This window comes from Rhodospirillum centenum SW (assembly GCF_000016185.1).
GTDB lineage: Bacteria > Pseudomonadota > Alphaproteobacteria > Azospirillales > Azospirillaceae > Rhodocista > Rhodocista centena.
The window spans coordinates 1,202,400-1,227,735 of record NC_011420.2 but is presented as its reverse complement, the minus strand read 5'-3'; the positions used below and the strand labels follow the sequence as shown (position 1 = coordinate 1,227,735).

19 protein-coding genes are annotated in these 25,336 nt (G+C 68.7%); 6 read left to right on the top strand and 13 right to left on the bottom strand.

What is annotated here, in order from left to right; genetic code table 11:
* Window positions 1–64 precede the first annotated feature (64 nt).
* The gene (locus RC1_RS05630; RefSeq protein ID WP_234703833.1) at window positions 65–1,819 is read right to left on the bottom strand and encodes a GGDEF domain-containing protein; all 1,755 of its coding nucleotides are present in this window, start codon (window positions 1,817–1,819) and stop codon (window positions 65–67) included.
* 408 nt (window positions 1,820–2,227) lie between these two features.
* Here RC1_RS05630 and RC1_RS05625 point away from each other — a divergent pair, with 408 nt between their 5' ends.
* On the top strand, window positions 2,228–3,874 hold the full coding sequence (locus RC1_RS05625; protein ID WP_049766653.1) for a methyl-accepting chemotaxis protein: 1,647 nt from the start codon (window positions 2,228–2,230) through the stop codon (window positions 3,872–3,874).
* A 33-nt stretch (window positions 3,875–3,907) separates the two neighbouring features.
* Here the strand turns inward: RC1_RS05625 and RC1_RS05620 are convergent, their stop codons facing one another.
* Window positions 3,908–4,873, bottom strand: a complete 966-nt coding sequence (locus RC1_RS05620) for a winged helix-turn-helix transcriptional regulator (protein ID WP_012566381.1) — start codon at window positions 4,871–4,873, stop codon at window positions 3,908–3,910.
* A 251-nt stretch (window positions 4,874–5,124) separates the two neighbouring features.
* On the opposite strand from RC1_RS05620, the gene RC1_RS05615 reads away from it, so the two are divergent.
* Window positions 5,125–5,529: a hypothetical protein gene (locus RC1_RS05615; RefSeq protein WP_012566380.1), complete on the top strand. Its 405-nt coding sequence runs from the start codon at window positions 5,125–5,127 to the stop codon at window positions 5,527–5,529.
* A 39-nt stretch (window positions 5,530–5,568) separates the two neighbouring features.
* On the opposite strand, the gene RC1_RS05610 is transcribed toward RC1_RS05615, so the two are convergent.
* On the bottom strand, window positions 5,569–5,838 hold the full coding sequence (locus tag RC1_RS05610; protein WP_012566379.1) for a GlsB/YeaQ/YmgE family stress response membrane protein: 270 nt from the start codon (window positions 5,836–5,838) through the stop codon (window positions 5,569–5,571).
* Between the two features lie 218 nt (window positions 5,839–6,056).
* Here RC1_RS05610 and RC1_RS05605 point away from each other — a divergent pair, with 218 nt between their 5' ends.
* The 4 genes from RC1_RS05605 to RC1_RS05590 all read left to right on the top strand — a co-directional run bounded on the left by RC1_RS05605 (window position 6,057) and on the right by RC1_RS05590 (window position 11,963).
* Window positions 6,057–6,473: a DUF2946 family protein gene (locus tag RC1_RS05605; protein ID WP_148213389.1), complete on the top strand. Its 417-nt coding sequence runs from the start codon at window positions 6,057–6,059 to the stop codon at window positions 6,471–6,473.
* 94 nt (window positions 6,474–6,567) lie between these two features.
* Window positions 6,568–8,538 (top strand): TonB-dependent copper receptor, encoded by a 1,971-nt coding sequence (locus RC1_RS05600; protein ID WP_012566377.1) that lies wholly within the window; start codon window positions 6,568–6,570, stop codon window positions 8,536–8,538.
* Window positions 8,539–8,912: 374 nt separating this feature from the next.
* The gene (locus RC1_RS05595) at window positions 8,913–10,382 is read left to right on the top strand and encodes an ATPase domain-containing protein (protein ID WP_012566376.1); all 1,470 of its coding nucleotides are present in this window, start codon (window positions 8,913–8,915) and stop codon (window positions 10,380–10,382) included.
* Between the two features lie 69 nt (window positions 10,383–10,451).
* On the top strand, window positions 10,452–11,963 hold the full coding sequence (locus RC1_RS05590) for an ATP-binding response regulator (protein ID WP_012566375.1): 1,512 nt from the start codon (window positions 10,452–10,454) through the stop codon (window positions 11,961–11,963).
* Between the two features lie 27 nt (window positions 11,964–11,990).
* Here the strand turns inward: RC1_RS05590 and RC1_RS05585 are convergent, their stop codons facing one another.
* From RC1_RS05585 to RC1_RS05540, 10 genes are all read right to left on the bottom strand, one after another.
* Window positions 11,991–12,764 (bottom strand): MBL fold metallo-hydrolase, encoded by a 774-nt coding sequence (locus RC1_RS05585; RefSeq protein WP_012566374.1) that lies wholly within the window; start codon window positions 12,762–12,764, stop codon window positions 11,991–11,993.
* Between the two features lie 4 nt (window positions 12,765–12,768).
* Window positions 12,769–13,563, bottom strand: a complete 795-nt coding sequence (locus tag RC1_RS05580) for a TatD family hydrolase (protein WP_012566373.1) — start codon at window positions 13,561–13,563, stop codon at window positions 12,769–12,771.
* Window positions 13,563–15,125 carry a methionine--tRNA ligase gene (metG, locus tag RC1_RS05575; protein ID WP_012566372.1) on the bottom strand — a complete coding sequence of 521 codons (1,563 nt, stop codon included), beginning with the start codon at window positions 15,123–15,125 and terminating at the stop codon, window positions 13,563–13,565. The genes RC1_RS05580 and metG overlap by 1 nt, the downstream gene beginning before the upstream one ends.
* Before the next feature lie 65 nt (window positions 15,126–15,190).
* The gene (locus RC1_RS05570) at window positions 15,191–16,309 is read right to left on the bottom strand and encodes a DNA polymerase III subunit delta' (RefSeq protein WP_012566371.1); all 1,119 of its coding nucleotides are present in this window, start codon (window positions 16,307–16,309) and stop codon (window positions 15,191–15,193) included.
* A gap of 63 nt (window positions 16,310–16,372) precedes the next feature.
* On the bottom strand, window positions 16,373–17,584 hold the full coding sequence (locus RC1_RS05565; RefSeq protein WP_012566370.1) for a D-alanyl-D-alanine carboxypeptidase family protein: 1,212 nt from the start codon (window positions 17,582–17,584) through the stop codon (window positions 16,373–16,375).
* 92 nt (window positions 17,585–17,676) lie between these two features.
* Complete coding sequence (locus tag RC1_RS05560) at window positions 17,677–18,645, bottom strand: septal ring lytic transglycosylase RlpA family protein (protein WP_234703832.1); 969 nt, start codon at window positions 18,643–18,645, stop codon at window positions 17,677–17,679.
* Window positions 18,646–18,706: 61 nt separating this feature from the next.
* Window positions 18,707–19,693, bottom strand: a complete 987-nt coding sequence (locus RC1_RS05555) for a lytic murein transglycosylase (RefSeq protein ID WP_012566368.1) — start codon at window positions 19,691–19,693, stop codon at window positions 18,707–18,709.
* A 134-nt stretch (window positions 19,694–19,827) separates the two neighbouring features.
* Complete coding sequence (locus RC1_RS05550; RefSeq protein ID WP_012566367.1) at window positions 19,828–20,643, bottom strand: YdcF family protein; 816 nt, start codon at window positions 20,641–20,643, stop codon at window positions 19,828–19,830.
* A gap of 32 nt (window positions 20,644–20,675) precedes the next feature.
* A complete protein-coding gene (gene ilvD / locus RC1_RS05545) occupies window positions 20,676–22,409 on the bottom strand; it encodes a dihydroxy-acid dehydratase (RefSeq protein WP_012566366.1) in 1,734 nt (577 codons plus the stop codon).
* Window positions 22,410–22,579: 170 nt separating this feature from the next.
* Window positions 22,580–25,276, bottom strand: a complete 2,697-nt coding sequence (locus RC1_RS05540; protein ID WP_012566365.1) for a valine--tRNA ligase — start codon at window positions 25,274–25,276, stop codon at window positions 22,580–22,582.
* Window positions 25,277–25,336: the final 60 nt, after the last annotated feature.

The following is a 25,336-nucleotide window of genomic DNA, read 5'->3' as shown; positions in this document are numbered from 1 at the left end:
GACCCGGGCGCAGGGTCAAGCGGCAATCGCGTCGCCGCCGTCCAGGCGGATCGGGACGGCCGGATCAGACCCGGGCGCAGACGATCCGGGACGGGTGCGCCTTGGCGGCGGACTTGTGGCCGGCCACCAGACGGACGACATGGTCCACGCTCATGCCCTCGTTCCGGCCGGGCGGCAGGAACAGAACGACGGCGCTGGCGGTCAGCAAGGGAAAGCGGCGCATGTGGCCGTCGCGGTCCTTGCCCTCGAACCAGCCCTGGTGGCGCAGGTCCATGGGATAGAGGCTCTCCGCATCCAGGCGGAACATCGACAGCAGGGTCTCCACATCCGCCAGTGCGGCGGCTTCCTCCGCGCCCGTCAGGACCAGGACGAAATCGTCGCCGCCGATATGGCCGGCGAAACCGCCGTGCCGGGAGGCCAGCACCTTCAGCCGGTCGCTGAACATCAGGATCGCCCGGTCGCCCTGGCGGAATCCGAAATGGTCGTTGAACGGCTTGAAGTTGTCGAAGTCGATGTAGGCAAGGCAGTGCGGCCGGGTCAGGTCGGCGATCGCCCCTTCGATCACCTCGCTGATGGCGTTGTTGCCCGGCAGGCGGGTGAGGGGGTTCTGGTCCGCCGCCGCCGCCAGTCGGCGCTCGTTCACCAGCTTCAGGAGCGACCGGCTGGAGAGGAAGCCCGCATATTCGCCCCCTTCCACGATGATGACGCCGTCGGCGTCGCTGTCCTCGGAGAAGGCTTCGATCACGCGGTCGATGGGCGTGCCGATGTCGCAGACGGCGCAGGGCACGACGAACTCGTCCAGACGGCTGCCGGCCACCTTGTTACGCAGCAGGTCCGTGCCGTAACGGGAATAGATGAAGGGCTTCAGATCGCGCTCGCGGATCAGGCCGCGCGGCGCCCCGCTCTTGCCCACCACCGGCAGGGTCGAGGGGGTGGAGGGGTGGGCGAACAGCTCCAGCAGCAGGGAACGGGGTGCGTTGATGTTGATCGGCGGGATGCGCTCCAGCAGCTCCGACAGGCGCTGGCGCGCCATGGCGGGCGCGCGCCGGTCCTGCTGGTTGAGCTGGAGCACCACGTCGTTCAGGAAGGGCAGGGTGTCCGAATAGGTCTGCGGCCGGCCGAGCAGGAAGCCCTGGGCGAAGTCGCACCCGGCATCGCGGCAGACATAGAATTCGGCCGCCGTCTCCACCCCTTCCGCAATGGTCTTCACGCCCTGGGTCTGGGCGTAGCTGACCAGCGCCCGCACGATGGCGCGCTTGCGCAGGTCGCGGTCGATCCCGGCGATGAAGAAGCGGTCGATCTTCACATAGGCGGGCTGCGCCTCGTACAGCAGCTTCATGCCGCCGAAGCCGACCCCGAAATCATCGAGCGCGATGCCGATGTCGCGCCGCCGGTACTGCTCGACCGCCGCCTCCAGCCGCTCCCCCACGGCCGTTGTGTCCAGTTCGGAAATCTCATGCACGATGGGGACGCCGTAGCGCTGCCCGATCGCCGTGACCAGCGGCACGGCCCCCTCCAGCCGCGGATCGACGTTCAGGAAGAGCTTCGCCGCCGCGGTGCCGACCAGCCGCTTGAAGGTGGCGGCGGCCTTGTCCATCAGCCGTGACTCCACCCCGGTCAGGGCGCCGTCGGCATCGGCGGCGTTGAAGAAGTCCTGGGGGCTCTCGAAGCCCAGCGCGTCCCAGCCCCGCGCCAGGGCCTCATAGCCATGGCAGCGCCCGGTGCGCATGTGAACGATGGGCTGGAAGCCGTGCCAGATGCCCTCCACCGCCTGGTCCCAGTTCAACCCGGGGGAACCGGAGACGCTCGGAAGGGGCATGGCCGGCATCGCTGATTAACCATCACGGTAGAGCGGTTTTCCACATTAACACCAAAGCATGACCGGTTCGTGAAGGTCTTCGTTACGACCTCCGATGAAAGTTGTGCGGAAGCGATCCGGCGCCCGCGACGGCTGTCACGACCCGGACGCGGGGCAGGGCCGACGGGAAGCGGTAGAGCGGCCGGCCCGGAACGGCGCCGGTCGGAACGGGTGGAGCCGGATACCCTTCCTCTCGACAAGGTTAATGCTTTTTTGATTCATCCTTTGGATGATCATCCGCTTATCGTCTTCCTCCAGGAAGCAGGCATGCGTATCGCAGGAAGAAACATACTTATGAAGTCAACAACCTCCGCATCGGGCGCCACAGGGCCTGGCAGGCTGCCGGCGGTCAGGATCACGGGACGGATCGTGCTGCTGGTCGTCACGTCGATGACGCTGCTGGCCATCGTGCTCACCGTGACCGCGTTGAACGTGATGACGGAGAACCAGAGACAGCGGGCCGTCAGGGACCAGGAGATGAAGCTCAGGGTGGCCTGGGAAACCCTCCGGGATGCCGGCGACGCATTCAGCGTCCACGACGGAGCCCTCTATGCCGGGGGCGTCCGTCTGAACGGGAACCATGATGTCGTGGACGAGGTCCAGTCCCTGGTCGGGGGCGTCGCCACGATCTTCCAGGGTGACCTGCGGGTCACCACGAACGTCAAGAAGGCCGACGGCAGCCGGGCGGTCGGCACGTCCCTGGCGAAAGGGCCCGTGTACGAGGCGGTCCTGGTCCGGGGGGAGCGCTACCACGGCACCGCCGACATCCTGGGCGAGCCCTATTTCGTCGCCTACGATCCGATCCGCGGCGCCGACGGCACGGTCGTCGGGATCCTGTTCGTGGGGGAGAAGCAGAGCGACTTCTTCCAGCTCCTGAGCGCGGTGAAGGTCTCGGTGATCCAGGCGACCCTGGTCAGCCTCGCGGTCATGCTGGTCCTGTCCACCCTGGTCGCACGCAGCCTGACCCGGCCGCTGCTGCGGCTGAAGCAGGCGCTGGACGCCCTGGCCCGGAACGATACGACCACCGATATCCCGTACCAGGACCGGCGCGACGAGGTCGGGGACATCGCCCGCACCGCCGCGATCTTCCGCCGGAACCTGATCGAGACGGAACGGCTGCGGCAGGAGCGGCTGGCGGAGCGGGCGCGGGCCGATGCCGAGCGCCGGCAGGAGCTGACGGATCTGTCCTCCCAGGTCGAGACGCGGGTCAAGCGGGTGATGGGCGCCATGGTCGAGGCCATCGGCGTGCTGCACCAGACGGCCGCCGGCATGGAGCAGGAAGCGCGCGGCACCAGCGAGGAGAGCGCGGCCGCGGCGACCGTATCGGCCCGGACGGGCAGCAATGTGCAGACGGTGGCCGCCGCCGCGACCGAGCTGAGCGCATCGGCAGACGAGATCGGCCGCCAGATCGCCAGCTCCCGCACGGTCGTCAACGAGGCCGCCTCGGAGGCGGAGCGGACGGTCGGCGCCATCAACGCCCTGTCCGCCTCCGCCGAGAAGATCGGGGAAGTCGTCACCCTGATCGGCGCCATCGCGGCCCAGACGAACCTGCTGGCGCTGAATGCCACGATCGAGGCGGCGCGGGCAGGGGAGGCGGGCAAGGGCTTCGCCGTCGTCGCCGGCGAGGTGAAGAACCTCGCCACCCAGTCGGGTCGGGCCACCGGCGAGATCGCGGCCCAGATCAAAGCGTTGCAGGACGAGGTCGCGGCAGCCGTCGCCGCCATCGGGCGGATCGGCCGGATCATGGGCGCCGTCCAGGGCAATTCCACGGCCATCGCAACGGCGGTGGAACAGCAGACGGCCGCCATCCGCGAGGTCAGCCTGAACACCGAGCAGGCGGCCCGGGGTACCGGCGAGGTCCAGGACCGCATGTCGGAGGTCGCCAGCCGCGCCGGCCGCACCCTGGACGGGGCGGAGCGGGTGGAGCAGGCGGCGGACCTGCTGGTCCGCCACGCCGGCACGCTGGAACAGGAGATCGAGGGGTTCGTCGCCGAACTGCGCTCCCGCGTCGCCTGACCGGCCGCGAGGACCGGCCCGGCCGCAGTCCCGTCAGAAGGCGGCGGCCTGCGCCATCCCCGGGAGGGAACCGGCCTCGTTCAGCATCTCGAACCGCACCTGGTCGATGTGCAGCGGCTCCTTGCAGACGGAGCAGACGACCGCCGGCTCCAGCGGCGCACCGCAGCGGCGGTGCGTCAGCAGGATCGGCGGCCCCTCGGGGGAGGCGTACCAGCGATCGCCCCACTGCAACAGCATCGTGAGAACCGGATAGAGGTCGCGCGCCTTCTCCGTCAGCCGGTATTCGTGCCGGCTGGGGCTTTCCTGGTAGGTCCGTTTCACCAGGAAGCCATGGGCGCAGAGCCAACGCAGCCGGTCGGCCAGGATGTTCGTGGCGATCTGCGTCTCTTCGCGGATCTCGTCATACCGCGTCAGGCCCATGAAGCCCGACCGCAGGATCAGCGACGACCAGCGGTCGCCGACGACGCGCAGCACGGTGTCCAGTAGCAGGGCCGCGTCGCCTTCCGGCATCCGGGTCTGGCGGCGTCGACGGTCGTAGTGCGGCAGCACCAGCCCAACGCCCGGCCCCTCCCGCCATTCGACCTCGCGGGCGTCGATCTCCCCGCCGCAGGCGGTGCAGACGGGAACCGGATCGGCTTCGCAGCCACAGAGGGCATGGACCAGGCGCAGCTCGGTCCGGCGCGGCAGCGGCGCCCAGCGACGCTCCCAGCGCACCATCATGAGCGCGGCGGGATAGAGCCCGCGGCCCTTCTCCGTCAGCCGGTATTCGTAGCGCAGCGGCCGCTCGCAATAGGCCACCTTCGTCAGCAGCCCGCTTTCGACGAGCTGCTTCAGACGGTTGCTGAGCAGCGGCCGGAGCAGGCCGGTCCGGCGCTGGAAGGCGTCGAACTTGCGGACACCCAGAAAGGCGCACTCAAGGATCAGCAGGGCCGCGTGGTCGCCGATGACGTCCAGCGCACGGGTGATGGAGCAGGCCCGCACATACTTCTTGTCGTTCATATCCGGACCACCGCCCGCACAACCCCTTGTTCCGGTGCCGGAAGCCTTGGCGGCACCGGCGTAAATCACACGGTCTTTGAGGTTATTATTCATACGCCCGTCTGCTGCCAACGGCTTTTTGCCCATGCCGGCCCCGCGGAACCGGCATCCACCTCCCTCCTGCGGCAACGCCCCGGGGTCCGCGCCCTTGCGGGCGGCCGCGGCCGGCGGTATCTGCGGAAGACCGTTCAAGAGAGGGGAAGGGAGCCGCCATGGGCGTGATCTACGTGGCCCGCAGCGCGAAACTCAGCGACTGGGCGTCGGATGTCGGCCTCAGCAAGCATGTCTTCAAGGTCGGCGTCACGGACGAGGATCCGGCAGAGGTCGCCGCCCGCGGCTGGGCGGGAGAGACGGACTGGACCATCGTCAGGAAGCAGGATGCCAGCGACCTGACGGAGGAGGCGGCGATCGAACGCCTCTCCCGCAAGGACAAGATGGTCGATCCGACCTACTATCCCCGGCTGAAGGGGACGCAGGGCGTCTTCAAGGTCTCGCCCACGCACGTCACCAACCACATTGTCGTCGCCCGGGCGCTGGCGGGGGAGGACGAGCGGGCGGACATCAAGCTGAAAACGGCCGACTACGCCGCCTACCTGATCGCCAACGCCCTGCGCTGACGGCTCCCCGCGCCACCACGGCCCGGGGGCGCGGCCGGGTCAGAGGCGTGGCGCCGCCCGACGGCGGCCCGCGACCGCGTTGTAGATCCAGAGCACGAGGACCGCGCCCACGACGGCGACCAGGATGCTCCAGATGTTCAGGCCGGTGACGCCGGCGCCCCCGATCATCCGGAACACGATGCCGCCGACGAACGCCCCGACGATCCCCAGCACGAGGTTCACCACGAAGCCGGAGCCGCTGCCGTGCATGATCTTGCTGGCGATCCAGCCGGCGATCAGGCCCAGGATGATCCAGACGATGATGGACATGGTGCTTACTCCCGCCCCGGCGAAGACCGGGCGCTCTTGAGCGTGGCCGGGTCCCCACCGCGAGGCCCCGCGATCCGAACCGCGAAGGGAAAACCTGCGGCGGCCGCGGAGGTTTCCCGTGGCCCGTTCGGAACCTCGGGCTCTCCTTCGGGATAGGACCGGTCCGGGCCGGCGGATGCCGGTTGCTCCCGTTCTGTCTCCTTTCTAGATTCCCGCCCATGGGAGGAAACGGACGCAGACAGGGACCGTCAGGAGCGTTGCACCGGCTGGCGCTGGGCAGCGCCTTCTTGGCCGCCCTGGCCCTGCTGCTGAACATGGTCGTGTGGGCGTACTACGCCCCCGCCATGAGCGTCGGCATCCTGACGCCCATCTGCACCGTGGACGGGCCGGCCCTCGTGGCGGTCGATGCCCGCACGGGCCTGCCGCTGGACATCGACGCATCGGAGGGCGGCGGCACCGTCAAGCGCCACTGCCCGCTGGGCCTTCTGGCCGCCGGGCTGTCCGTTCCGCCCGTGGCGCTGCCGCCCGGATTGCCGTCGCTTCCGGAAATCCAGGGCGGCTACGAACGGCCCGGCCTTGCCCCCCGTGGCACGCTGGCCTTTGCCTGGCAGGCGCGGGCGCCGCCGGCGGGCTGACCGACCCCCGAGGTCTTGTCATTCCCCGAGTCCCGCCCGGCCTTCACGGTCCGGCGCGGTCCCGGGGTCATGCCCCCGTACAACGGACCCGATCATGTCCCGCCATATCCTGTCGGCGCGCGTCGCCGCGTGCCTTCTGCTGTGCTCATCCGCTCCCCCCGCCCTGGCCGGAGAGGCGACGACCCTGGTGCTGCGCCCGGTGGTCGTCACCGCGCCCGGAACCTCCAGCCCGCTGCGGGTGGAGACCGACCCGAAGCAGCCCCGCCTGCCGGTTCCCCCGAACGACGGCGCCGGCTATCTGAAGTCCATCCCCGGCTTCTCCATGATCCGTAAGGGCGGCACCGGGGGCGATCCGGTCTTCCGCGGCCAGTCCGGCTCGCGCCTGGGCCTGCTGATCGACGGGGCGCCGCTGCTGGGCGGCTGCAACATGCGGATGGACCCGCCCACCGCCTATGTCTTTCCCGAGTCCTTCGACAGCATCACGGTGCTGAAGGGGCCGCAGTCCGTGCGCTACGGCGGCGGTCTGTCCGGCGCCGCCGTCCTGATCGAGCGCACGACGGACCGTTTCACGGAACCCGGCGTGCGGGGCGACGCCAGCCTGCTGGGGGGCAGCTTCGGGCGCAACGACCAGATGCTGGACGTCACCGCCGGGGCGCCGGAGGGCTATCTCCGGGCCATCGGAACCCGCGCCCACAGCGACGATTACGAGGACGGGGAGGGCAACGACGTCCATTCCCGCTACAACCGCTACAGCGGCACGCTGGTCGCCGGCTGGACGCCGGACGCCGACACCCTGCTGGAGGCCTCCAGCGAGATCAGCCGGGCCGAAGCCGCCTATGCCGACCGGATGATGGACGGTGCCGAGTTCGACCGCACCTCCCATCGCCTGCGTTTCGTCCGCGACGGCCTGACGCCCCTGGTGGACAGGGTCGAGGCCAGCGCCTTCTACGACTACATCGACCATGTCATGGACAGGTTCAGCCTGCGCCGCTGGACGGGCGGCATGATGGCCGCGCTCAGCAATCCGGACCGGGAGGGCTATGGCGGGCGCGCCGCGGTGGACCTGAAACCGGCGGAGGGGCTGACCGTCTCGGTGGGTGTGGACGGCAACCATGACCGGCACACCGTCCGCAGCCTGAGTGCCGCCGAGTACGCCGCGGGCGTCGATTACCGCGACAAGCCGCGGCTGGCCGATCTGGTCTTCGAGACCTGGGGCGGCTTCGTGGAGGCCGGCTACCAGATCGACGCCGACCGCCGGCTGGCGGCGGGCTACCGCCTCAACCGGACCCGGGCGGAGCAGCGCGGACGCGCCGCTGCGGCCGCGGACACCGACTGGCTGCACACCGGCTTCGCCCGGGTCGAGCAGGCGGCCGGGGCGGCCTGGACGCTCTATGCCGGTCTCGGCCATACCGAGCGGGCGCCCGACTACTGGGAGCGGACCCGGCTGTTCTCGCTGGCCCCGGAGAAGACGACGCAGATCGACACCGGCGCCCTCTACCGCGCCGGCCGCTGGGAGGGTTCCGTCTCGCTGTTCGCCAACCGGATCGACGACTACATCCTGCTGTCCGCCAGCACCGGCAAGAACATCGACGCCCGGACCTGGGGAGGGGAGGCGGAACTGGGCTACGCCATCACCGGGGACTGGCGCGCCGCAGCGACGCTGGCCTATGTGCGCGGGGAGAACCGCACGGAGGACACGGCCCTGGCCCAGATGCCGCCGCTGGAGGCGACGCTGGCCCTGGACTATGACGACGGGACCTTCCTGGGCAGTCTGCTGACCCGGCTGGTCGCATCGCAGGACCGGGTGGACATCGGCTGGGGCAACATCGCCGGGATTGATGTCGGACCCTCCGGGGGCTTTGCCGTCGTCTCCGTGTCCGCCGGCTGGCGGCCGACCGACGGGGTGACCCTGACCGCCGGCATCGACAACCTGTTCGACCGGACCTACGCCGAATTCCTGAGCCGGGCCGGCACGCCGAGCCTGGCCGGAGACGGCTATGTCCAGACCACCCGGGTCAACGAACCCGGCCGGAGCTTCTGGCTGAAGGGCAGCTTCACCTTCTGACCGATCCGCTTCAGCGGACAGGTTCCCACCGGAGACGGCCCGGCAGGCCGTCTCCGCATCTGCAGATGTTAGCCTGATAATCTATCTTATGGAAAATCAAGTCAGGACCAACCCTGTCTCAATGATTTCTGACCCGGCTCTGGCACCCGCAGGACAGTCAGGTCGGTCTTTGCGACGATACGCGTCCGGTGGAAGCCCTTTCGAGTAATCAGGCCGTACTGGCGAGACCTTCTTAACGCGAGGGCGCCCGCGATTCAGAGGCGATCGATTCCGACGCTACGTTGGCGCAGCCCCCAGGGTTTGGTAGAGTTCTGCACAGGGTGCAGGCTACAATGTGGTGCCCCTTCCAACGAAACAGAAGATCGGTTGTTTCAATGGGAGAAATTGCCCGGTTCGGTATCCGCGGCCTGGACGACGTTCTGGCCGGCGGCCTTGTCCGCCAGCGCCTCTATCTGCTGGAGGGGCATCCTGGGACGGGCAAGACGACTGTCGCGCTGCAATTCCTGTTGGAAGGGGCGGCCCGGGGCGAGAGGTGCCTCTACATCACGCTTTCAGAGACCGAAGAGGAACTCCGCGACTGCGCCGCGTCGCACGGCTGGACCCTTCCGGAAGCGATCACGATCTTCGAACTGATCCCGCCCGAGGCCCTGGAGGACGCTGCGCATCAGAGCCTGGTCTACGCTGCCGATCTGGAACTGGTCGAAACAACCCGGTTGATCCTTGAGGCCATCGCCCGTATCCGGCCTGCCCGCATCGTCCTCGACAGCCTGTCGGAGATCCGACTTCTGGCGCAGAGTTCCCTTCGCTATCGCCGGCAGATCCTGGCCTTGAAGCATCATTTCACGGTTTCTGGCAGCACCGTCCTGCTGCTCGACGACCTGACCGCCGAGGTCCAGGACAAGACCGTCCACAGCGTCGCCCATGGGGTGATCCGCCTGGAGGGGGTCACGCCGCTGTACGGGGCGGAGCGGCGGCGCCTGAGGGTCGTCAAATACCGGGGACGGGCTTTCCGCGGCGGCTTCCATGACTTCACCATCGTCGGCGGCGGTGTCCGGGTGTTCCCGCGCCTGATCGCGGCGGAGCACCACCACGCGTTCGCCCGCGACCGTCAGGGCAGCGGTGAGGCGGCTCTCGACGCGCTGCTGGGCGGCGGCATCGAGCAGGGCACGAGCACCCTGTTGCTGGGCCCGTCCGGCACGGGCAAGTCCCTGCTGGCCTTGCAGTTCATCAGGGCCGCGGCCGCCCGCGGTGAACGCAGTGCCATGTTCGTGTTTGACGAGGAAGCCGGCCTGCTGGTCACCCGCGCCCAGGGCTTGGGCATTGACCTGGACAGGCTGCAACGGGACGGTTTCCTGCTGCTGGAGGCGGTGGACGCGGCGGAACTTTCGCCCGGCGAGTTCGCCCACAAGGTCCGCCAAGCCGTGGAAGACCGGAACGTCCGGACAGTGGTTGTGGACAGCCTTAACGGCTATCAGGCGGCCATGCCCGAGCAAACCTTCCTGCTGTTGCACATGCATGAACTCGTGACGTTCCTCAACCGTCGGGGCGCCTCGACCTTCCTGACCGTCGCCCAGCATGGCCTGCTGGCCGAAACCGCGTCGTCAGTGGACCTCACCTATCTTGCGGATACCGTGATCCTGATGCGGTATTTCGAGCGCGACGGGCGTGTTTGTCGCGCCTTGTCGGTGGTCAAGAAGCGCGCCGGTCCGCACGAGGACACCATCCGCGAGTACCGGATCACGCCTTCCGGCTTCCGCATCGGCGAGCCGATCCCTGGCTTCCAGGACATCCTGTCGGGCGAGCCCTCCTACACCGGACCCGGAAGTGCGCCTGATGCCGGATGAGAGCTGATGCCCTCCGCGCCCCAGGATGAAAGGGTGTTGATCCTGGCGCCAGCCGGCCGGGACGCGCACGTGGCCGAGTCCATCCTCGCGGACGCGGGGATTCTGGGACAATCCTGCCGGGACCTGTCGGATCTGCTGTTGGAACTGGCCTGTGGCGCCGGTGCCGCCGTGATCACAGAGGAGGTGTTCAAGGGTGGCGATATCCGGTCGCTGTCCGCTTGGCTGGAGGCGCAGCCCTCGTGGTCGGATTTCCCCATCATCCTGCTGACCCGCCAGGGCGGCGGGCCGGAGCGGAGCCGGCAGGCGCTCGACCTGATGGACCTGCTCCGCAACGTTACCTTCCTGGAGCGTCCCTTCCACCCGACCACTCTGATCGCCGTCGTGCAGACGGCCCTGCGGAGCCGGCGACGACAATACGACGCGCGTACCCGCCTGGAAGCCCTGAGCGCCGCGACCGCCGCCGCCGCCGCCGCCCAGGCGGCGGCCGAACAGGCGAACCGCTCCAAGTCCCACGTCTTAGCGGCGGCCAGCCACGACCTGCGGCAGCCGCTGCAAAGCCTGTTTCTGCTTACCGGCAAACTAGCCGCCGGCTCCCTCGGCCCGCCGGAGCGGGAGACGGTCGATAATCTCGGGCGGGCACTGGCGGCGATGAAGGTGCTCCTGGACGCGATGCTCGACGTTTCGAAGCTCGACGCGGGCATCGTCGCGGTCAGCAGACGGGACATCCGCGTCAGCGATCTCCTGAACGACATCGCCGCCAGCTACAGGGACCGGGCCCTACAGCAGAAACTGGACCTCCGGGTGGTGTCGTGCTCGGCGGTGGTGCACTCGGACGCTGCGCTGCTGGCGCGCATCCTGCGCAACTATGTTGAGAACGCTCTGCGCTATACCCGGCGGGGCCGCGTGCTCGTCGGCTGTCGGCGCCGGGGCGGGCACCTGCTGATCCAGGTCACCGACACGGGCATCGGCATCCCTGCTGAGAAGCAGCGCGAAATCTTCGAAGAGTATGTCCAGGTCGACAACAGCGCGCGCGACCGGGAACAGGGGCTCGGGCTCGGCCTCGCCATCGTCCGCCGCATCTCCGAGCTGCTGGCCCACCCGGTCAGTGTCCGCTCCGAACTGGGACGCGGCTCGACCTTTGCCGTCGCCGTGCCGCTCGCCGCGGCGCCGGCCATGGCCGCACCGCCCCTACCGGAACCGGACGCACCGCAGCCGTGGCGCCTTGTGCTGGTAATCGACGACGATGCCCTTGTCCTGATGGGGCTGGTCGCCATGCTGGAACGCTGGGGCGCGCGCACCCTATCCGCCAGCTCCGGCCTCGAAGCGGTGGAGAAGCTGCGCGGAAGCACCACCCTGCCCGACCTGATTATCGCCGATTACCGGCTGCGTAGGGGCGAAACCGGGTTCGCGGCGATCGACGGGGTGCGCCGCGCGGCCGGCCATCCGATCCCCGCCCTGCTGCTGACGGGAGACACCGCGCCGGATATCCTGCGCGATGCCCGCAGCCGCGACCTGCGGCTACTGCACAAGCCCGTGTCTCCCGCCGATCTGCGGCGCGCGCTGGCGAACCGCTGGGAGTAGGTCCTCGGAAGGACCAGCCCCGTATTCCTACGGTCCGACCTCGATCACCATGCCGTCGTAGCCGGGCTCGACGCCCGGCGGCAGGATCGCGCGCAGGGTCTCGTAATCCATCATGTGGTTCATGTGGGTCAGGATCGCGCGCTTGGGCTTCAGCCGTTCGATCCAGGACAGCGTGACCGCCAGATGCGCATGGACCGGATGCGGCGGCTCGATGCGCACGCAGTCCACGATCCAGGTCTCCACCCCTTCCAGCACCCGGAAGGCCGCCTCGTCCAGCCGCACCACGTCCGTCGAATAGGCGAAGCGGCCGAAGCGGAAGCCCAGGCTGGACGACAGGCCGTGATCCTGAACGAAGGGCTCGATCTCCAGCGAGCCGATGCGGAACGGTCCGTCCGCCCGGTGCGAGCGAAGCGCCGGACGCGCGTAGAACTCCGATTCCGGATGCGGCTGGAAGCAGTAGGCGAAGCGCGCATGCAGTTGCGCCAGCGTGTCCGCGTCGCCCCAGACATCGATGGTCCGGCGCATCAGCCAGTTCATGGCCCGCAGGTCGTCGATACCGTGGCAGTGGTCGGCATGGGCATGCGTGAACAGCACGCCGTCCAGGTACTGCACGCCGGCATCGATCAACTGTTCCCGCAGGTCCGGCGTGGTATCGACCAGCACCCGCGTGGCGCCGCTCTCCACCAGGATGGACGGCCGGCGGCGGCGGTTCTTCGGGTTCGACGGGTCGCACCGGCCCCAGACATTGCCGATCAGCGGCACGCCCGAGGAGCCCCCGCAGCCGAGGATGGTCACCTGCATGGCGTCATCCCGCCAGGGCGTCGGCCGGCACGCGGTCGAACAGGTTCAGGAAGTTGGCCGTCGTGGCGGTCGCCAGCGCGTCGTAGGACACGCCCTTCACCTCCGCCAGCAGGCGGGCGGTATGGACGGTGAAGGCCGGCTCGTTGCGCTTGCCGCGCAGCGGCACCGGCGCCAGGTACGGCGCGTCGGTTTCCACCAGCATCCGGTCCAGCGGCACCATCCGCGCGATCTCGCGCAGATCCTCCGACTTCTTGAAGGTGACGATGCCGCTGAAGGAGATGTGGAAGCCGAACTCCAGTGCCTCTTCCGCCAGCCGGCGGGACGAACTGAAGCAGTGCAGCAGGCCCTTCAGCCCCTTCCCCGCCCCCTCTTCCCGCAGGATTCGGATCGTGTCCTCTTCTGCATCCCGGGTATGGACGATCAGCGGCAGGCCCGTCTCCAGACAGACGCGGATATGCCGCCGGAAGCTCTCCTGCTGCACGTCGCGCGGGCTCTGGTCGTAGTAGTAGTCCAACCCCGTCTCGCCGATCCCGGCCACCTTGGGCCGGCCGGCCAGCGCGACCAGATGGGCCACGTCGCTGTGGGTGGCCTCGTCCAGGGCATGGTGCGGATGGATGCCCAGGGTGCAGTAGACAGTCGGGTAGGCCTGGGCCACGGCCCAGACCTGCTCGAACCGGCTGGCATGGGTGCAGATCGTCAGCATCAGCCCGACGCCCGCCTCCCGCGCCCGCTGCACCACCTGGTCCCGCTCCTCCTGGAAGTCGGGAAAGTCCAGGTGACAGTGACTGTCCACCAGCATCAGACGGCTCCCTTCCCGGCCGCGTCCGGCTCCACATAGCGCGGGAACGCCGGCTGCGGCGGCGGAAGCTGGACGCCGGCCGCAAGGACGGTGTCGAAATCCGCGAAGCTGCGGGCGTCGGCCGCCACGACGAGCTGGTCCAGGATGCGGGCGGAGGTTTCGGGCATGAAGGGCTGCGTCAGCAGCGCCACCCGCCGGATCGTCTCCGCCAGCGTGTAGAGCACCGTACCCAGCCGCACCGTGTCCGTCTTGCGCAGCGACCAGGGCGCCTGCTCATCGACATAGCGGTTGGCATCGCCCACCACCTGCCAGATGGTGTCCAGCGCCTTGTGGAACGCCTGCTGGTCCAGCTCTGCCCGGACGGCGGGCAGCAGCCCCTTGGCGGCATCCAGCAGGCGGTTGTCGGGCTCTCCGAACGCTGCGGGCTCCGGCAGGCGGCCTTCGCAGTAGCGCTGCACCATGGACAGCACGCGCTGCACCAGATTGCCGTAGTCGTTGGCCAGCTCGCCGTTGATCCGCTGCACCATGGCCCGGCGGGAGAAGTCGCCGTCGTTGCCGAACGGAATCTCCCGCATCAGGAAATAGCGGGTCTGGTCCAGGCCGTAGGTGCCGATCAGCTCTTCCGGCTTCACGACGTTGCCCAGCGACTTGGACATCTTCTCGCCTTCCACCGTCCACCAGCCATGGGCGAAGACGCGCCGCGGCGGTTCCAGCCCGGCGGCCATCAGGAAGGCCGGCCAGTAGACGGCATGGAAGCGCAGGATGTCCTTGCCGACCATGTGCAGATCGGCCGGCCAGAAGCGGCCGTAGAGCGTGCCCTCACCCGTCTCCGGATAGCCGATGGCCGTGATGTAGTTGGTCAGGGCGTCCAGCCAGACATACATCACATGCTTCTCGTCGCCCGGAACGGGGATGCCCCAGTCGAAGGTCGTCCGGCTGATCGAGAGGTCGCGCAGGCCGCCGCGGACGAAGCTCACCACCTCGCTGCGCTTGCCGGCGGGCAGGATGAAGTCGGGGCGGGACTCGTAAAGCTCCAGCAGCCGCTCCTGCCAGGCCGACAGGCGGAAGAAGTAGCTCGGCTCCTCCACCCATTCGACCGGGGCGCCGGTCGGGGCGAAGCGCCTGCCGTCGCGCTCGACCAGTTCGTCCTCACCGAAATAGGCCTCGTCGCGGACCGAGTACCAGCCGGAATAGCTGCCCAGGTAGACGTCGCCGCTCTCCTGCAGGCGCTGCCAGAGGGCCTGGACCGCCGTGACATGGCGCGGCTCGGTGGTGCGGATGAAGTCGTCGTTGCTGACGTTCAGCAGCCGGGCCAGCTCACGGAAATTCTCCGAATTGCGGTCGGCCATCTGCTTCGGCGTGATGCCGGCCAGTTCGGCGGACTTCTGCACCTTCTGGCCGTGCTCGTCCGTGCCGGTCAGGAACTTGACGTCGAACCCGTCCAGCCGCTTGAAGCGGGCCATCACATCGCACGCCACCGTCGTGTAGGCGTGCCCGATGTGGGGCGCGTCGTTCACGTAGTAGATCGGCGTCGTGAGATAATAGGGCGTGCGCCCGGTCATGGCTTTTCTCCGGCGGACGGAACGGGAGCCCGGGCCGGCGGCCGATCCCCTGTGCGGCGGGCGGCTCAGGCCGCGGCCGTCTCGATCGACAGCAGCGCGTTGAGCAGGACCTGCCGGCGGTCCAGGTTGGCGGAATCCGCCCGGGCGAACAGGCGGGTCGTGTTCTCCCACACCTCCACCCAGCGATCAAGACCGCCGTCCCGACGGGCGGGCTCCACCAGACGGGCGATCAGCGGCCCCTCGCCCGCCACCACCTCGCCCGGAAGCTGGCCCCGCGCCGTCGTGCGGGCCAGCCGCCCCAGCCACCAGACCAGCAGGTCCGTCACCGCGCTCCAGGCAGCGTCGTCATTGCCGCGCAGCACCTTGTCGATGAAGCCGTAGGCGGCCAGCACATCCAGCCGGGGCAGCGTCTCCAGCAGGCCCAGCATCTGGCGGTAGAGATCCAGACCGCCCGCATGGTGCAGGTCGAGCGCGCGGCCGATGCTGCCCTCGGCCAGACGGGCAAGGGCCGTCTGCGCCTCCCGGTCCAGCTCCGGCGCATAGCGGCCCAGCAGGCCGACGACCGTCGCCTCGGGCAGCGGCTCCAGCATCAGCTTGCGTGAGCGTGAACGGATGGTCGGCAGCAGGCTGCCGACATTGTCCGCCGCCATCAGGATCAGCGACCGGGCCGGCGGTTCCTCCAGGATCTTCAGCAGCGCGTTCTGGCCGCTGAGGTTCATCTGGTCGGCCCCGTCCACGACGACGACGCGCCAGCCCCCTTCCGCCGACGTCAGGCGCAGGAAGGGGGCGATGCGGCGGACCTCGTCCACCGGCAGGTCGCGCTTGAACCGCTTGCGCTTCTCGTCCCAGGTCCGCTGCACGGTCAGCAGGTCGGCATGACCGCCGGCGGCGATCCGTCGGGCGACCGGATGCTCCGTGTCCACGGCGAGGGTCACCGGCGGCGGCGGTGCGCCGAACAGGGCGGCGTCGTTTCCGCCCGTCCCCTGCTTCAGCACGAACCGGGCCATGCGGAAGGCCAGCGTGGCCTTGCCGATGCCGGGGGGACCACCGATCAGCCAGGCATGATGCATGCGGCCGGAGGTCCAGCTTTCCAGCAGCAGCCGTTCCGCCTGCTCATGTCCCACCAGATGGGGATTACGGCGGGGCGCGAAGGGATCGTCCCCGCCATCCTCCGGACGGCTCACGGCAGGTCTCCGCAGGGCGGATCGGGGGGAGCGCCGGGGCTGCTGCCTGCCATGACGTCAGCCTCAGGAACCGCCGCCGACGACCTGACGGGCGGCCGCCAGCAGCCGGCCGAAGAAGCCCATGCGTTCGACATCCGCGCCGGCAAGAACAGGGATTTCCTGGGTCGTGAAATCGGGTGCCTCGATGCGCAGAGTGCCGATGCGCGTGCCCTTCGGCACCGGAGCCGCGACCGGCCCGTCGCTCAGAAGCGTGACCTTGAGATTGCGCTGCTGCGCACGGGTCAGGGTGATCTTCAGTTCCTGGTCCAGGACGGCCGGCACCGTCTCCGCCGCCCCGAGCCAGACGGGCAGGGTGTCGATCATCTCACCGGCCTTGAACAGGGCGACGCTGGTGAACTCGCGCCAGCCCCATTCAAGCAGGCGGGCGGATTCGTCGGCGCGGGCCTGCATGTTGGGAAGACCGTTGACCACCAGCACCAGACGGCGGCCGTCGCGCTCGCCCGTGGCGATCAGGCCGTAACCGGCACTCTCCGTATGGCCGGTCTTCAGCCCGTCCACGCCCATGTTGCGGTAGAGCAGCGGGTTGCGGTTGCCCTGCTTGATACCGTGATAGGTGAATTCCTTTTCCGAGTAGTAGTGCAGGAACTCGGGGAAATCCTTGATCAGGCGCTGCGCCAGGGTCGCAAGATCGCGCGCCGTCGAATAATGGTCGGGATCGGGCCAGCCCGAGGCGTTCATGAAGTTGCTGGCCGTCATGCCCATCTCATGGGCCTTCCGGGTCATGTCGGCGGCGAAGGCGGGTTCGCTGCCGGAGAGGCCTTCGGCGAGAACGATGCAGGCGTCGTTGCCCGACTGGATGATGACGCCTCGGATCAGATCTTCGACCCGGATACTGTTGCCCAGCTCGACCCACATCTTGGAGCCCTGCATCCGCCAGGCGTTCTCGCTGACGGGCAGGGTGTCGTCCAGCGACAGGCGGCCGGAGCGGATGCGGTCGAAGACCATGTACATGGTCATGACCTTGCTCATCGACGAGGTCGGCGTCCGCTCGTCGGCGTTCTTCTCGAACAGGACCGTGCCGGTGCTGGTGTCGATCAGGATCGCCTCCCGGGCGATCGTGTCGATGGTCGCAGCCTGGGCCGGCAGGATCGTGCCGACCAGGGTCAGGACCGCGATGGCGGCCAGACGGCGCGCGGCATCGACCGCGCTGCCGAGGAAATGGCGAGCCTGACCGGAAAAGGCCTGATCGGTGGGAGTCGAAGGGGAGAAATCCATCTCTTCAGCCCGGAAAGCGGAAAACGGTCCGCCGCGATGCGGCGGGACACCCTAGATCGGAGGGTGGGACGGAAATGTGGCGCCGTCCTGCCCTACTCCACGATGACGCGGGCCGCATTGCTGCCATCCGCGATAACCTGGGCAAGCACCGCGTCGGCGCGCTCCACGGTCGGCAGCGGACCGACACGGACCCGGAAGAACTCCGTATTCCCGACCATGGCGGTAGAGATCAAGGTCGGCCCGATGCGGGACAGCTTCGCCCGCAGCCGGTTCGCGTTGTCATAGATGGTGAAGGCACCGGCCTGGACCCAGAGGCGCTGCGGTCCGGAGACCGGCCGCTGCTCGACCACCGGCGCCGGCAGGAAGCGGCCATCCTCCGCCGTGCGGCCGGGAACGCCGGTCGGCACCGGCGCCGGACGGCCCGCCGGGCGCTCCTGCTGCGGCGGCAGGGCTTCCCCCTCCACCTGGACAGAGGGACGGGGCGACGCCTTGGGCACGGGACCGCCATCGCTGGCGACCTGCACGCGGCCCGACTGGGCCGCCGCCGCGATGGCGCGGCTCTCATCGGCCAGGATCTGCACCCGCACCTTCGCCGTGCCCTGCTGCTCGAAACCCAGGAGCTGCGCGCCGCGGCGGGACATGTCGATGATGCGGCCCGGAACGAAGGGGCCACGATCGTTGATGCGGACGACGATGGAGCGGCCGTTCTCCAGGTTCGTCACGCGCACCAGACTGGGCATCGGCAGGGTCTGGTGCGCGGCGGTCAGTTCGTTCTCGTTGTAGTTCTCGCCGTTGGCGGTCGCCCGGGTGTGGAATCCTGGGCCGTACCAGGAGGCGACGCCGGTCTGATTGTAGGTGTAATCAACCGCCGGATAATACCAGACTCCGTTGATCTGGTACGGGTCACCCACCTTGTAGGTGCCGCCCGGAACGGCGGCGGGGCCGCTCTGGGCCGGTGGCGGGGCCGGCGCCCGGGTCGCGCAGGCCGACAACAGCAGGATACCCGCCAGCGCCATCATCGACCGGGCCGGCAGCCGCATCCCCACCAGGGTCGACCGCACAACATCTGTCCGGAGCATCACAACCTGCCTCTATGGATTGTGGGACGGACCCTACATCAAGTCAGTCCGCCCCGCCAATACGGTCGGAGAGCAGGCCGACCGCGGTAGCGAAGTAGGTCGAACGGTTCCAGTCCATGATGGTCCGGTAGTTGTCATAGACAAGGAAGGCGCGTCCCTTCGGGCCGTCGGGCAGCACCAGCGACGCCTCCAGGGCGACGACCGGCAGCGGACCGCCATCAACCTGCCGGACGCCCATGGCCTGCCAGTCCCGGAGCGTCTTCCGGGTCTGAAGGCCGGCATGGGATTCCTTGAAATGCTTTGGAATTCTGACTTCCCGCCCCCAGGTCCTGTCGGGGTTCCAGCCGACGGTGGACAGGTAGTTCGCCGCCGACGCGAAGACGTCCGGCAGGGTGCCCCAGATGTCGCGCTTGCCGTCCCGGTCGAAATCCACGGCATAGCGCAGGAAGCTGGACGGCATGAACTGGCTCTGCCCCATGGCCCCGGCCCAGGAGCCCAGCATCCGGTCGGCCCCGATATGATCTTCGTCCAGGATGCGAAGGGCGTTGATCAGTTCCTTGCGGAAATAGGCACTGCGCCGTCCGTCGTAGGCGAGCGTCGCCAGGGCATCGATGACCTTGAAGCCGCCCTGGTTGGAACCGAAGCTGGTCTCGATGCCCCACAGGGCCACGATGAAGCGCGGCTGCACGCCGTATTTCCGTCCGACCTCCTCCAGCACCGCCCGGTGCTGGCGGTAGAGACCCCGGCCGCGCCTGACCCGCTGGGCCGTGACCACACGTTCGATGTAGCGCGCGAAGGTGATGGTGCCTTCCGGCTGGCGGCGGTCGAGTTCCAGCACCCGCGGGATCGGCTGCACCCCGGTCAGTGCCTCGCGCAGCGTGGCCTCGGAAATGCCCTGTGCTCCGGCGTCCTGTCTCAGCGCCTCCAGCCAGGCCGCGAAATCCGTTGCGGCCTGGGCGGGGGCTGCCTGCATGACCGGCGCCACAGCCAGGGCGGCTGCCAGGGCCGTCGTGCGCAACCAGATCAGCATGCTTGTTCCGACTCCCAGAGGATCGTCAGGTCCGGCCTTCGCCGCGCCGCCGGTTTCTGCCACAGGGGAGCGACCACCTCAATCCCGCGACGACGACGGCTGCCGCCGCCCCTGCGGATGTCACGCGCCCCGCCTCATCCGCCATCGGCCGGAGTGCCGGCAGGACCCGGCAGCAGCGCATCGGTGCGGTCCAGCCCGCGATATACGACAAGACCGATATATTCATGAAGGGCATAGGAGAGACTCCTCAACCCATCCGTCAGGTCGAACCCGATCCGGTACAGAGAACGGTCCGGCACATGGAAATCAACAGGATACGGGACGACGTTCCAGCCAATTCTGCGGAAGATGCCGACCGATCGGGGCATGTGCATCGCCGAGGTGACCAGGAGCCAGGCCTCACCCTCAACCGGATGCGCAAGATCGCGGCTCAAAAGCGCGTTTTCCCAGGTATTCCGGCTTTCCTGCTCGAACAGGACGCGGGCCGTGTCGAAGCCCATCCGCTCCCAGGCAGCCCGGGCGACGGGGGCCTCCTTCAGATCCTGCTCGAAGACCAGCCCCGAACCCCCTGTGAAGACGATGCGGGCATCGGGATAACGCCGCGCCAGCGCGGGAATTTCCGTCAACCGCTCGGCATGCTCGTTCAGCGCCGGCTGACCGCGGTCCGCCGTCAGGATCGGGCGGACCGCCCCGCCCAGCACGATGATGCCGTCCACCCGCCCGGGGAGCGTGGCGGGACTCGGAAAGCGGCTTTCAAGCGACCAGAGCATCCAGGCGCCGACCGGCAGGGTGGCCACGGCGGCCAACGCCACCGTGGCGCCACCCGCCAGCCAGAGGCCCGTCCGCTGCCAGCCGGCCAGCAGGAACCCCATGCCGGCCAGCAGGATCAGCAGCAGCGCGTTCCCCGGGGCGGCCAGGGTCCAGAACAGCTTGGACAGGATGAAGCTCAAAGGCCGCCCCCGGTTCCGACCGTCGGTCCCGGTCAGATGTCGGCGAAGCAGTGCGTCTCCGCCTTGCCGCCCGGATGCGTCACCGCCCCCTTCTCCGCGTCGCCCACCGTCTGCGCATACTTCCAGATCGCGCCGGACTGAAAGTCGTGCCGGCGCGGCTGCCAGCCCTTGCGCCGCTCGGCCAGCTCAGCGTCGGAGAGGGCCACCGACAGCTCGCCCGTGGTCGCGTCGATGGTGATGACGTCGCCGTCGCGCAGCAGCCCGATCGGTCCGCCCACGGCCGCCTCCGGCCCGACATGGCCGATGCAGAAGCCGCGGGTGGCGCCGGAGAACCGACCGTCGGTGATCAGGGCGACCTTGTCGCCCATGCCCTGGCCGTAGAGGGCGGCGGTGGTGGCGAGCATCTCCCGCATGCCGGGGCCGCCGCGGGGCCCCTCATAGCGGATGACGATGACCTCCCCCTCCTTGTACTCGCGCCGCTCGACCGCGGCGAAGGCATCCTCCTCGCGGTCGAAGCAGCGGGCCGGACCGGAGAAGCGCAGGTTCTTCATGCCCGCGACCTTCACGATGGCGCCCTGCGGGGCGAGGTTGCCGCGCAGTCCGACCACGCCGCCCGTGGGTGACAGCGGCGCGCTGGTCGGCCGGATCACTTCCTGGTCCGTGGGGAAGACCACGTCGGCCAGATTCTCGGCAATGGTCCGGCCGGTCACCGTGATGCAGTCGCCGTGCAGGAAGCCGCCGTCCAGCAGCGCCTTCATCAGCACCGGCACGCCGCCGACCTCGAACAGGTCCTTGGCGACGAAGCGGCCGCCCGGCTTCAGGTCGGCGATGTAGGGCGTGCGCCGGAACACGGCGGCCACATCGTGCAGGTCGAACTCGATGCCGGCCTCGTGCGCGATGGCCGGCAGGTGCAGGGCGGCGTTGGTGGAGCCGCCGCTGGCCGCGACGACGACGGCCGCGTTCTCCAGCGCCTTGCGGGTGACGATGTCGCGCGGGCGGAGGTTCATCTCCACCAGCTTCATCACGGCCCGGCCCGACGCCTCGGCATAGGCATCGCGGCTCTCATACGGCGCCGGCGCACCGGCCGAACCCGGCAGGGCCAGCCCGATGGCCTCGGAGACGCAGGCCATGGTGTTGGCCGTGTACTGGCCGCCGCAGGCGCCCGACCCCGGACAGGCGCAGCATTCCAGCTCGTGCAGGTCCTTCTCGTCCATCCGGCCGGCGCTGAAGGCACCCACCGCCTCGAACACGTCCTGTACGGTGACGTCCTTGCCGCGGAACTTCCCCGGCAGGATGGAACCGCCATACATGAAGACGCTGGGCACGTTCAGCCGGACCATCGCCATCATCATGCCCGGCAGGCTCTTGTCGCAGCCGGCAAGCCCGACCAGCGCGTCGTAGCAGTGGCCGCGCATGGTCAGCTCGACCGAATCGGCGATCACCTCGCGGCTGACCAGCGACGCCTTCATGCCCTGGTGGCCCATGGCGATGCCGTCGGTGACGGTGATGGTGGTGAACTCGCGCGGGGTGCCCTGCTCCGCCTTCACCCCGGTCTTCACCGCCTGGGCCTGACGGTTCAACGCGATGTTGCAGGGCGCCGCCTCGTTCCAGCAGGTCGCCACGCCGACGAAGGGCCGGGCGATCTCCTGCTCCGTCATGCCCATGGCATAGTAGTAGGACCGGTGCGGCGCACGCTCCGGACCGACGGACACATGCCGGCTCGGCAGCTTGGACTTGTCCCAGGTCTTCTCGGGGCCGGTGGGCATTTCAGGCATCCTCGCGCAATATCGTTGCGCCACAAGGCGCGGTTCGGAAACGAAGCTGAGAATACTCAGCCGTCACCGCCCTGCCTAGCCCCGGATGCCGCGCCCCATCGTCCCGCACGCGGGGGAGCCATGCGGGGACCGGGAGGCGCTCCGGTCCCCGCCAGGACGGCTCAGCCCAGACGCTGCAAGGCCTCGCGCAGCTTCGTCGCCGCTTCCTCGGCGGTGGCGCGGCGCTCGCGCTGCTCGTCGATGACCTCCTCGGCCGCCTTCTCCACGAACTGCGGGTTCGACAGCTTGGCGTCGATCTTGCCGATCTCCTGCTCCAGCTTGCCGATCTCCTTCTGGAGCCGGGCCTTCTCCTTCTCCACGTCGATGAAGTCGGCCAGCGGCAGCACCAGGGTGGCGTCGTCGATCACCGCCTGCGCCGCGCCCTTCGGCAGATCCGCAGCGACGAACTCGATACCGGAGACGCGGGCCAGCCGCAGGATCAGCTCGCGGTGCCGGTCCGACAGCTCGCGCGCCCGCGGGCCGGCATCCTTCAGCAGCAGCGGGATCTGGGCCGAGGGCGGCACGTTCATCTCCGCCCGCACCGTGCGGACGGTGGAGATCAGGCGGACCACCCACTCCATCTCCGCCCCGGCCTCGGCATGGACCAGACCGGGCTGCGGCTCCGGCCAGGCGGCGGAGATCAGCAGTTCGTCCTTGCCGCCCAGCTTCTCGTTCAGCTCCTCCGTCAGGAAGGGCATGATCGGGTGCAGCAGGTGCAGGATGTGATCCAGCACCCAGGCCGTGGTGGCGCGGGTCTCGGCCTTCGCGGCCTCGTCCTCGCCGTTCAGGATCGGCTTGGTGAACTCCAGATACCAGTCGCAGAAGGTGTTCCAGGCGAACTGGTAGATGGCCCCGGCCGCCTCGTTGAACTTGTAGCCCTCCAGCGCATCGGTGACGCGGGCCGCTGCCTGCTGCGCCGCCCCGATCACCCACTTGTTCACCGTCAGCGTGACCGCGGCCGGATCGAAGCCCGGCGCCGGTGCCACCTCGTTCATCTGGGCGTAGCGGGCAGCGTTCCAGAGCTTGGTGGCGAAGTTGCGGTAGCCCTCCACCCGGCTGACGGCCAGCTTGATGTCGCGGCCCTGGGCCGCCATGGCGGCCAGGGTGAAGCGCAGCGCGTCGGCCCCGTACTTGTCCACCACGGTCAGCGGGTCGATGATGTTGCCCTTGGACTTGGACATCTTCTGCCCCTTCTCATCCCGCACCAGGGCATGGATGTAGACGGTGCGGAAGGGCACATCGCCCATGAAGTGCAGGCCCATCATCATCATCCGGGCGACCCAGAAGAAGATGATGTCGAAGCCCGTCACCAGCACGTCGCCGGGATAGTAGCGGTCCAGCTCCGGCGTCTTCTCGGGCCAGCCGAGGGTGCTGAACGGCCACAGCGCCGAGCTGAACCAGGTGTCCAGCACGTCGGCGTCGCGGGTGATCTCCACCCCCTCCCCGAACCGGGCCACGGCCTGGGCGCGGGCATCCTCCTCCGTCTCGGCGACGAAGATGCTGCCCTCCGGCCCGTACCAGGCGGGGATCTGGTGGCCCCACCAGAGCTGGCGCGAGATGCACCAGGGCTGGATGTTGCGCATCCACTCGAAATAGGTGTTCTCCCACTGGCGCGGGACGAAGACGGTGCGGCCCTGCTCCACCGCCTCGATGGCCGGCTTCGCCAGGGTCTTGGCATCGCAGTACCACTGGTCGGTCAGCCAGGGCTCGATCACCACGTCGGAGCGATCGCCGTGCGGCACGGTATGGGCGTGCGGCTCGATCTTCTCCAGCAGACCCAGCGCTTCCAGATCGGCGACGATGCGCTTACGCGCCTCGAAGCGGTCGAGGCCGCGGTACGCCTCCGGCATCTCCTCGAAGAACGGGTCCATGCCGCCGCCAGCCCGCGGCCGGAAGCCTTCGAAGCGGTGCAGCAGCTTCGCGTCGCGGTCCAGCAGGTTGATCAGGGGCAGCCCGTGCCGGCGCCCCACCTCGAAGTCGTTGAAGTCGTGCGCCGGGGTGATCTTGACGGCGCCGCTGCCCGTCTCCGGATCGGCATACTCGTCCGCCACGATGGGGATGAGGCGTCCCACCAGCGGCAACCGCACCATCCGGCCGATCAGGTCCTTGTAGCGCCCGTCCTCCGGATGCACGGCCACGGCCGTGTCCGCCAGCATCGTCTCCGGCCGGGTGGTGGCGACAGTGATGAAGCGGCCCTCCTCCCCGTCGATCGGATAGCGGAAGTGCCAGAGGTTGCCCTTCACGGGCTTGGGCTCCACCTCCAGGTCGGAGATGGCGGTGTGCAGCTTCGGGTCCCAGTTGACCAGCCGCTTGTCGCGGTAGATCAGGCCCTGCCGGTAGAGGTCCACGAACACCTTGCGCACGGCGCGGTTCAGCCCCTCGTCCAGGGTGAACCGCTCGCGTGCCCAGTCGGCACTGGCGCCGAGATGGCGGAGCTGGTGGGTGATCGTGCCGCCGGACTCGGCCTTCCATTCCCAGACCTTCTCCACGAACTTCTCGCGGCCGAGGTCGAGGCGGCTCACGCCCTCCTTCGCCAGATTGCGCTCGACCACCATCTGGGTGGCGATGCCGGCATGGTCCTGGCCGGGCTGCCACAGGGCATCCTGGCCGCGCATCCGGTGGAAGCGGACCAGCACGTCCTGAAGGGTGAAGGTCAGCGCGTGCCCCATGTGCAGGCTGCCCGTCACGTTGGGCGGCGGCATCATGATCGTGTAGGGCCGCTGGTTGGACTCGACGTCGGCAGCGAAGGCACCGGCGTCTTCCCAACGCCGGTAGTGCTTCGCTTCAACCTCGGCGGGGGTAAAAGTCTTCTCCAGCATGGCCGGGCCTTTGGTCTTCCAGGGGAATGGCTGTCAAGGAAATGGGGTGATAACGAGACG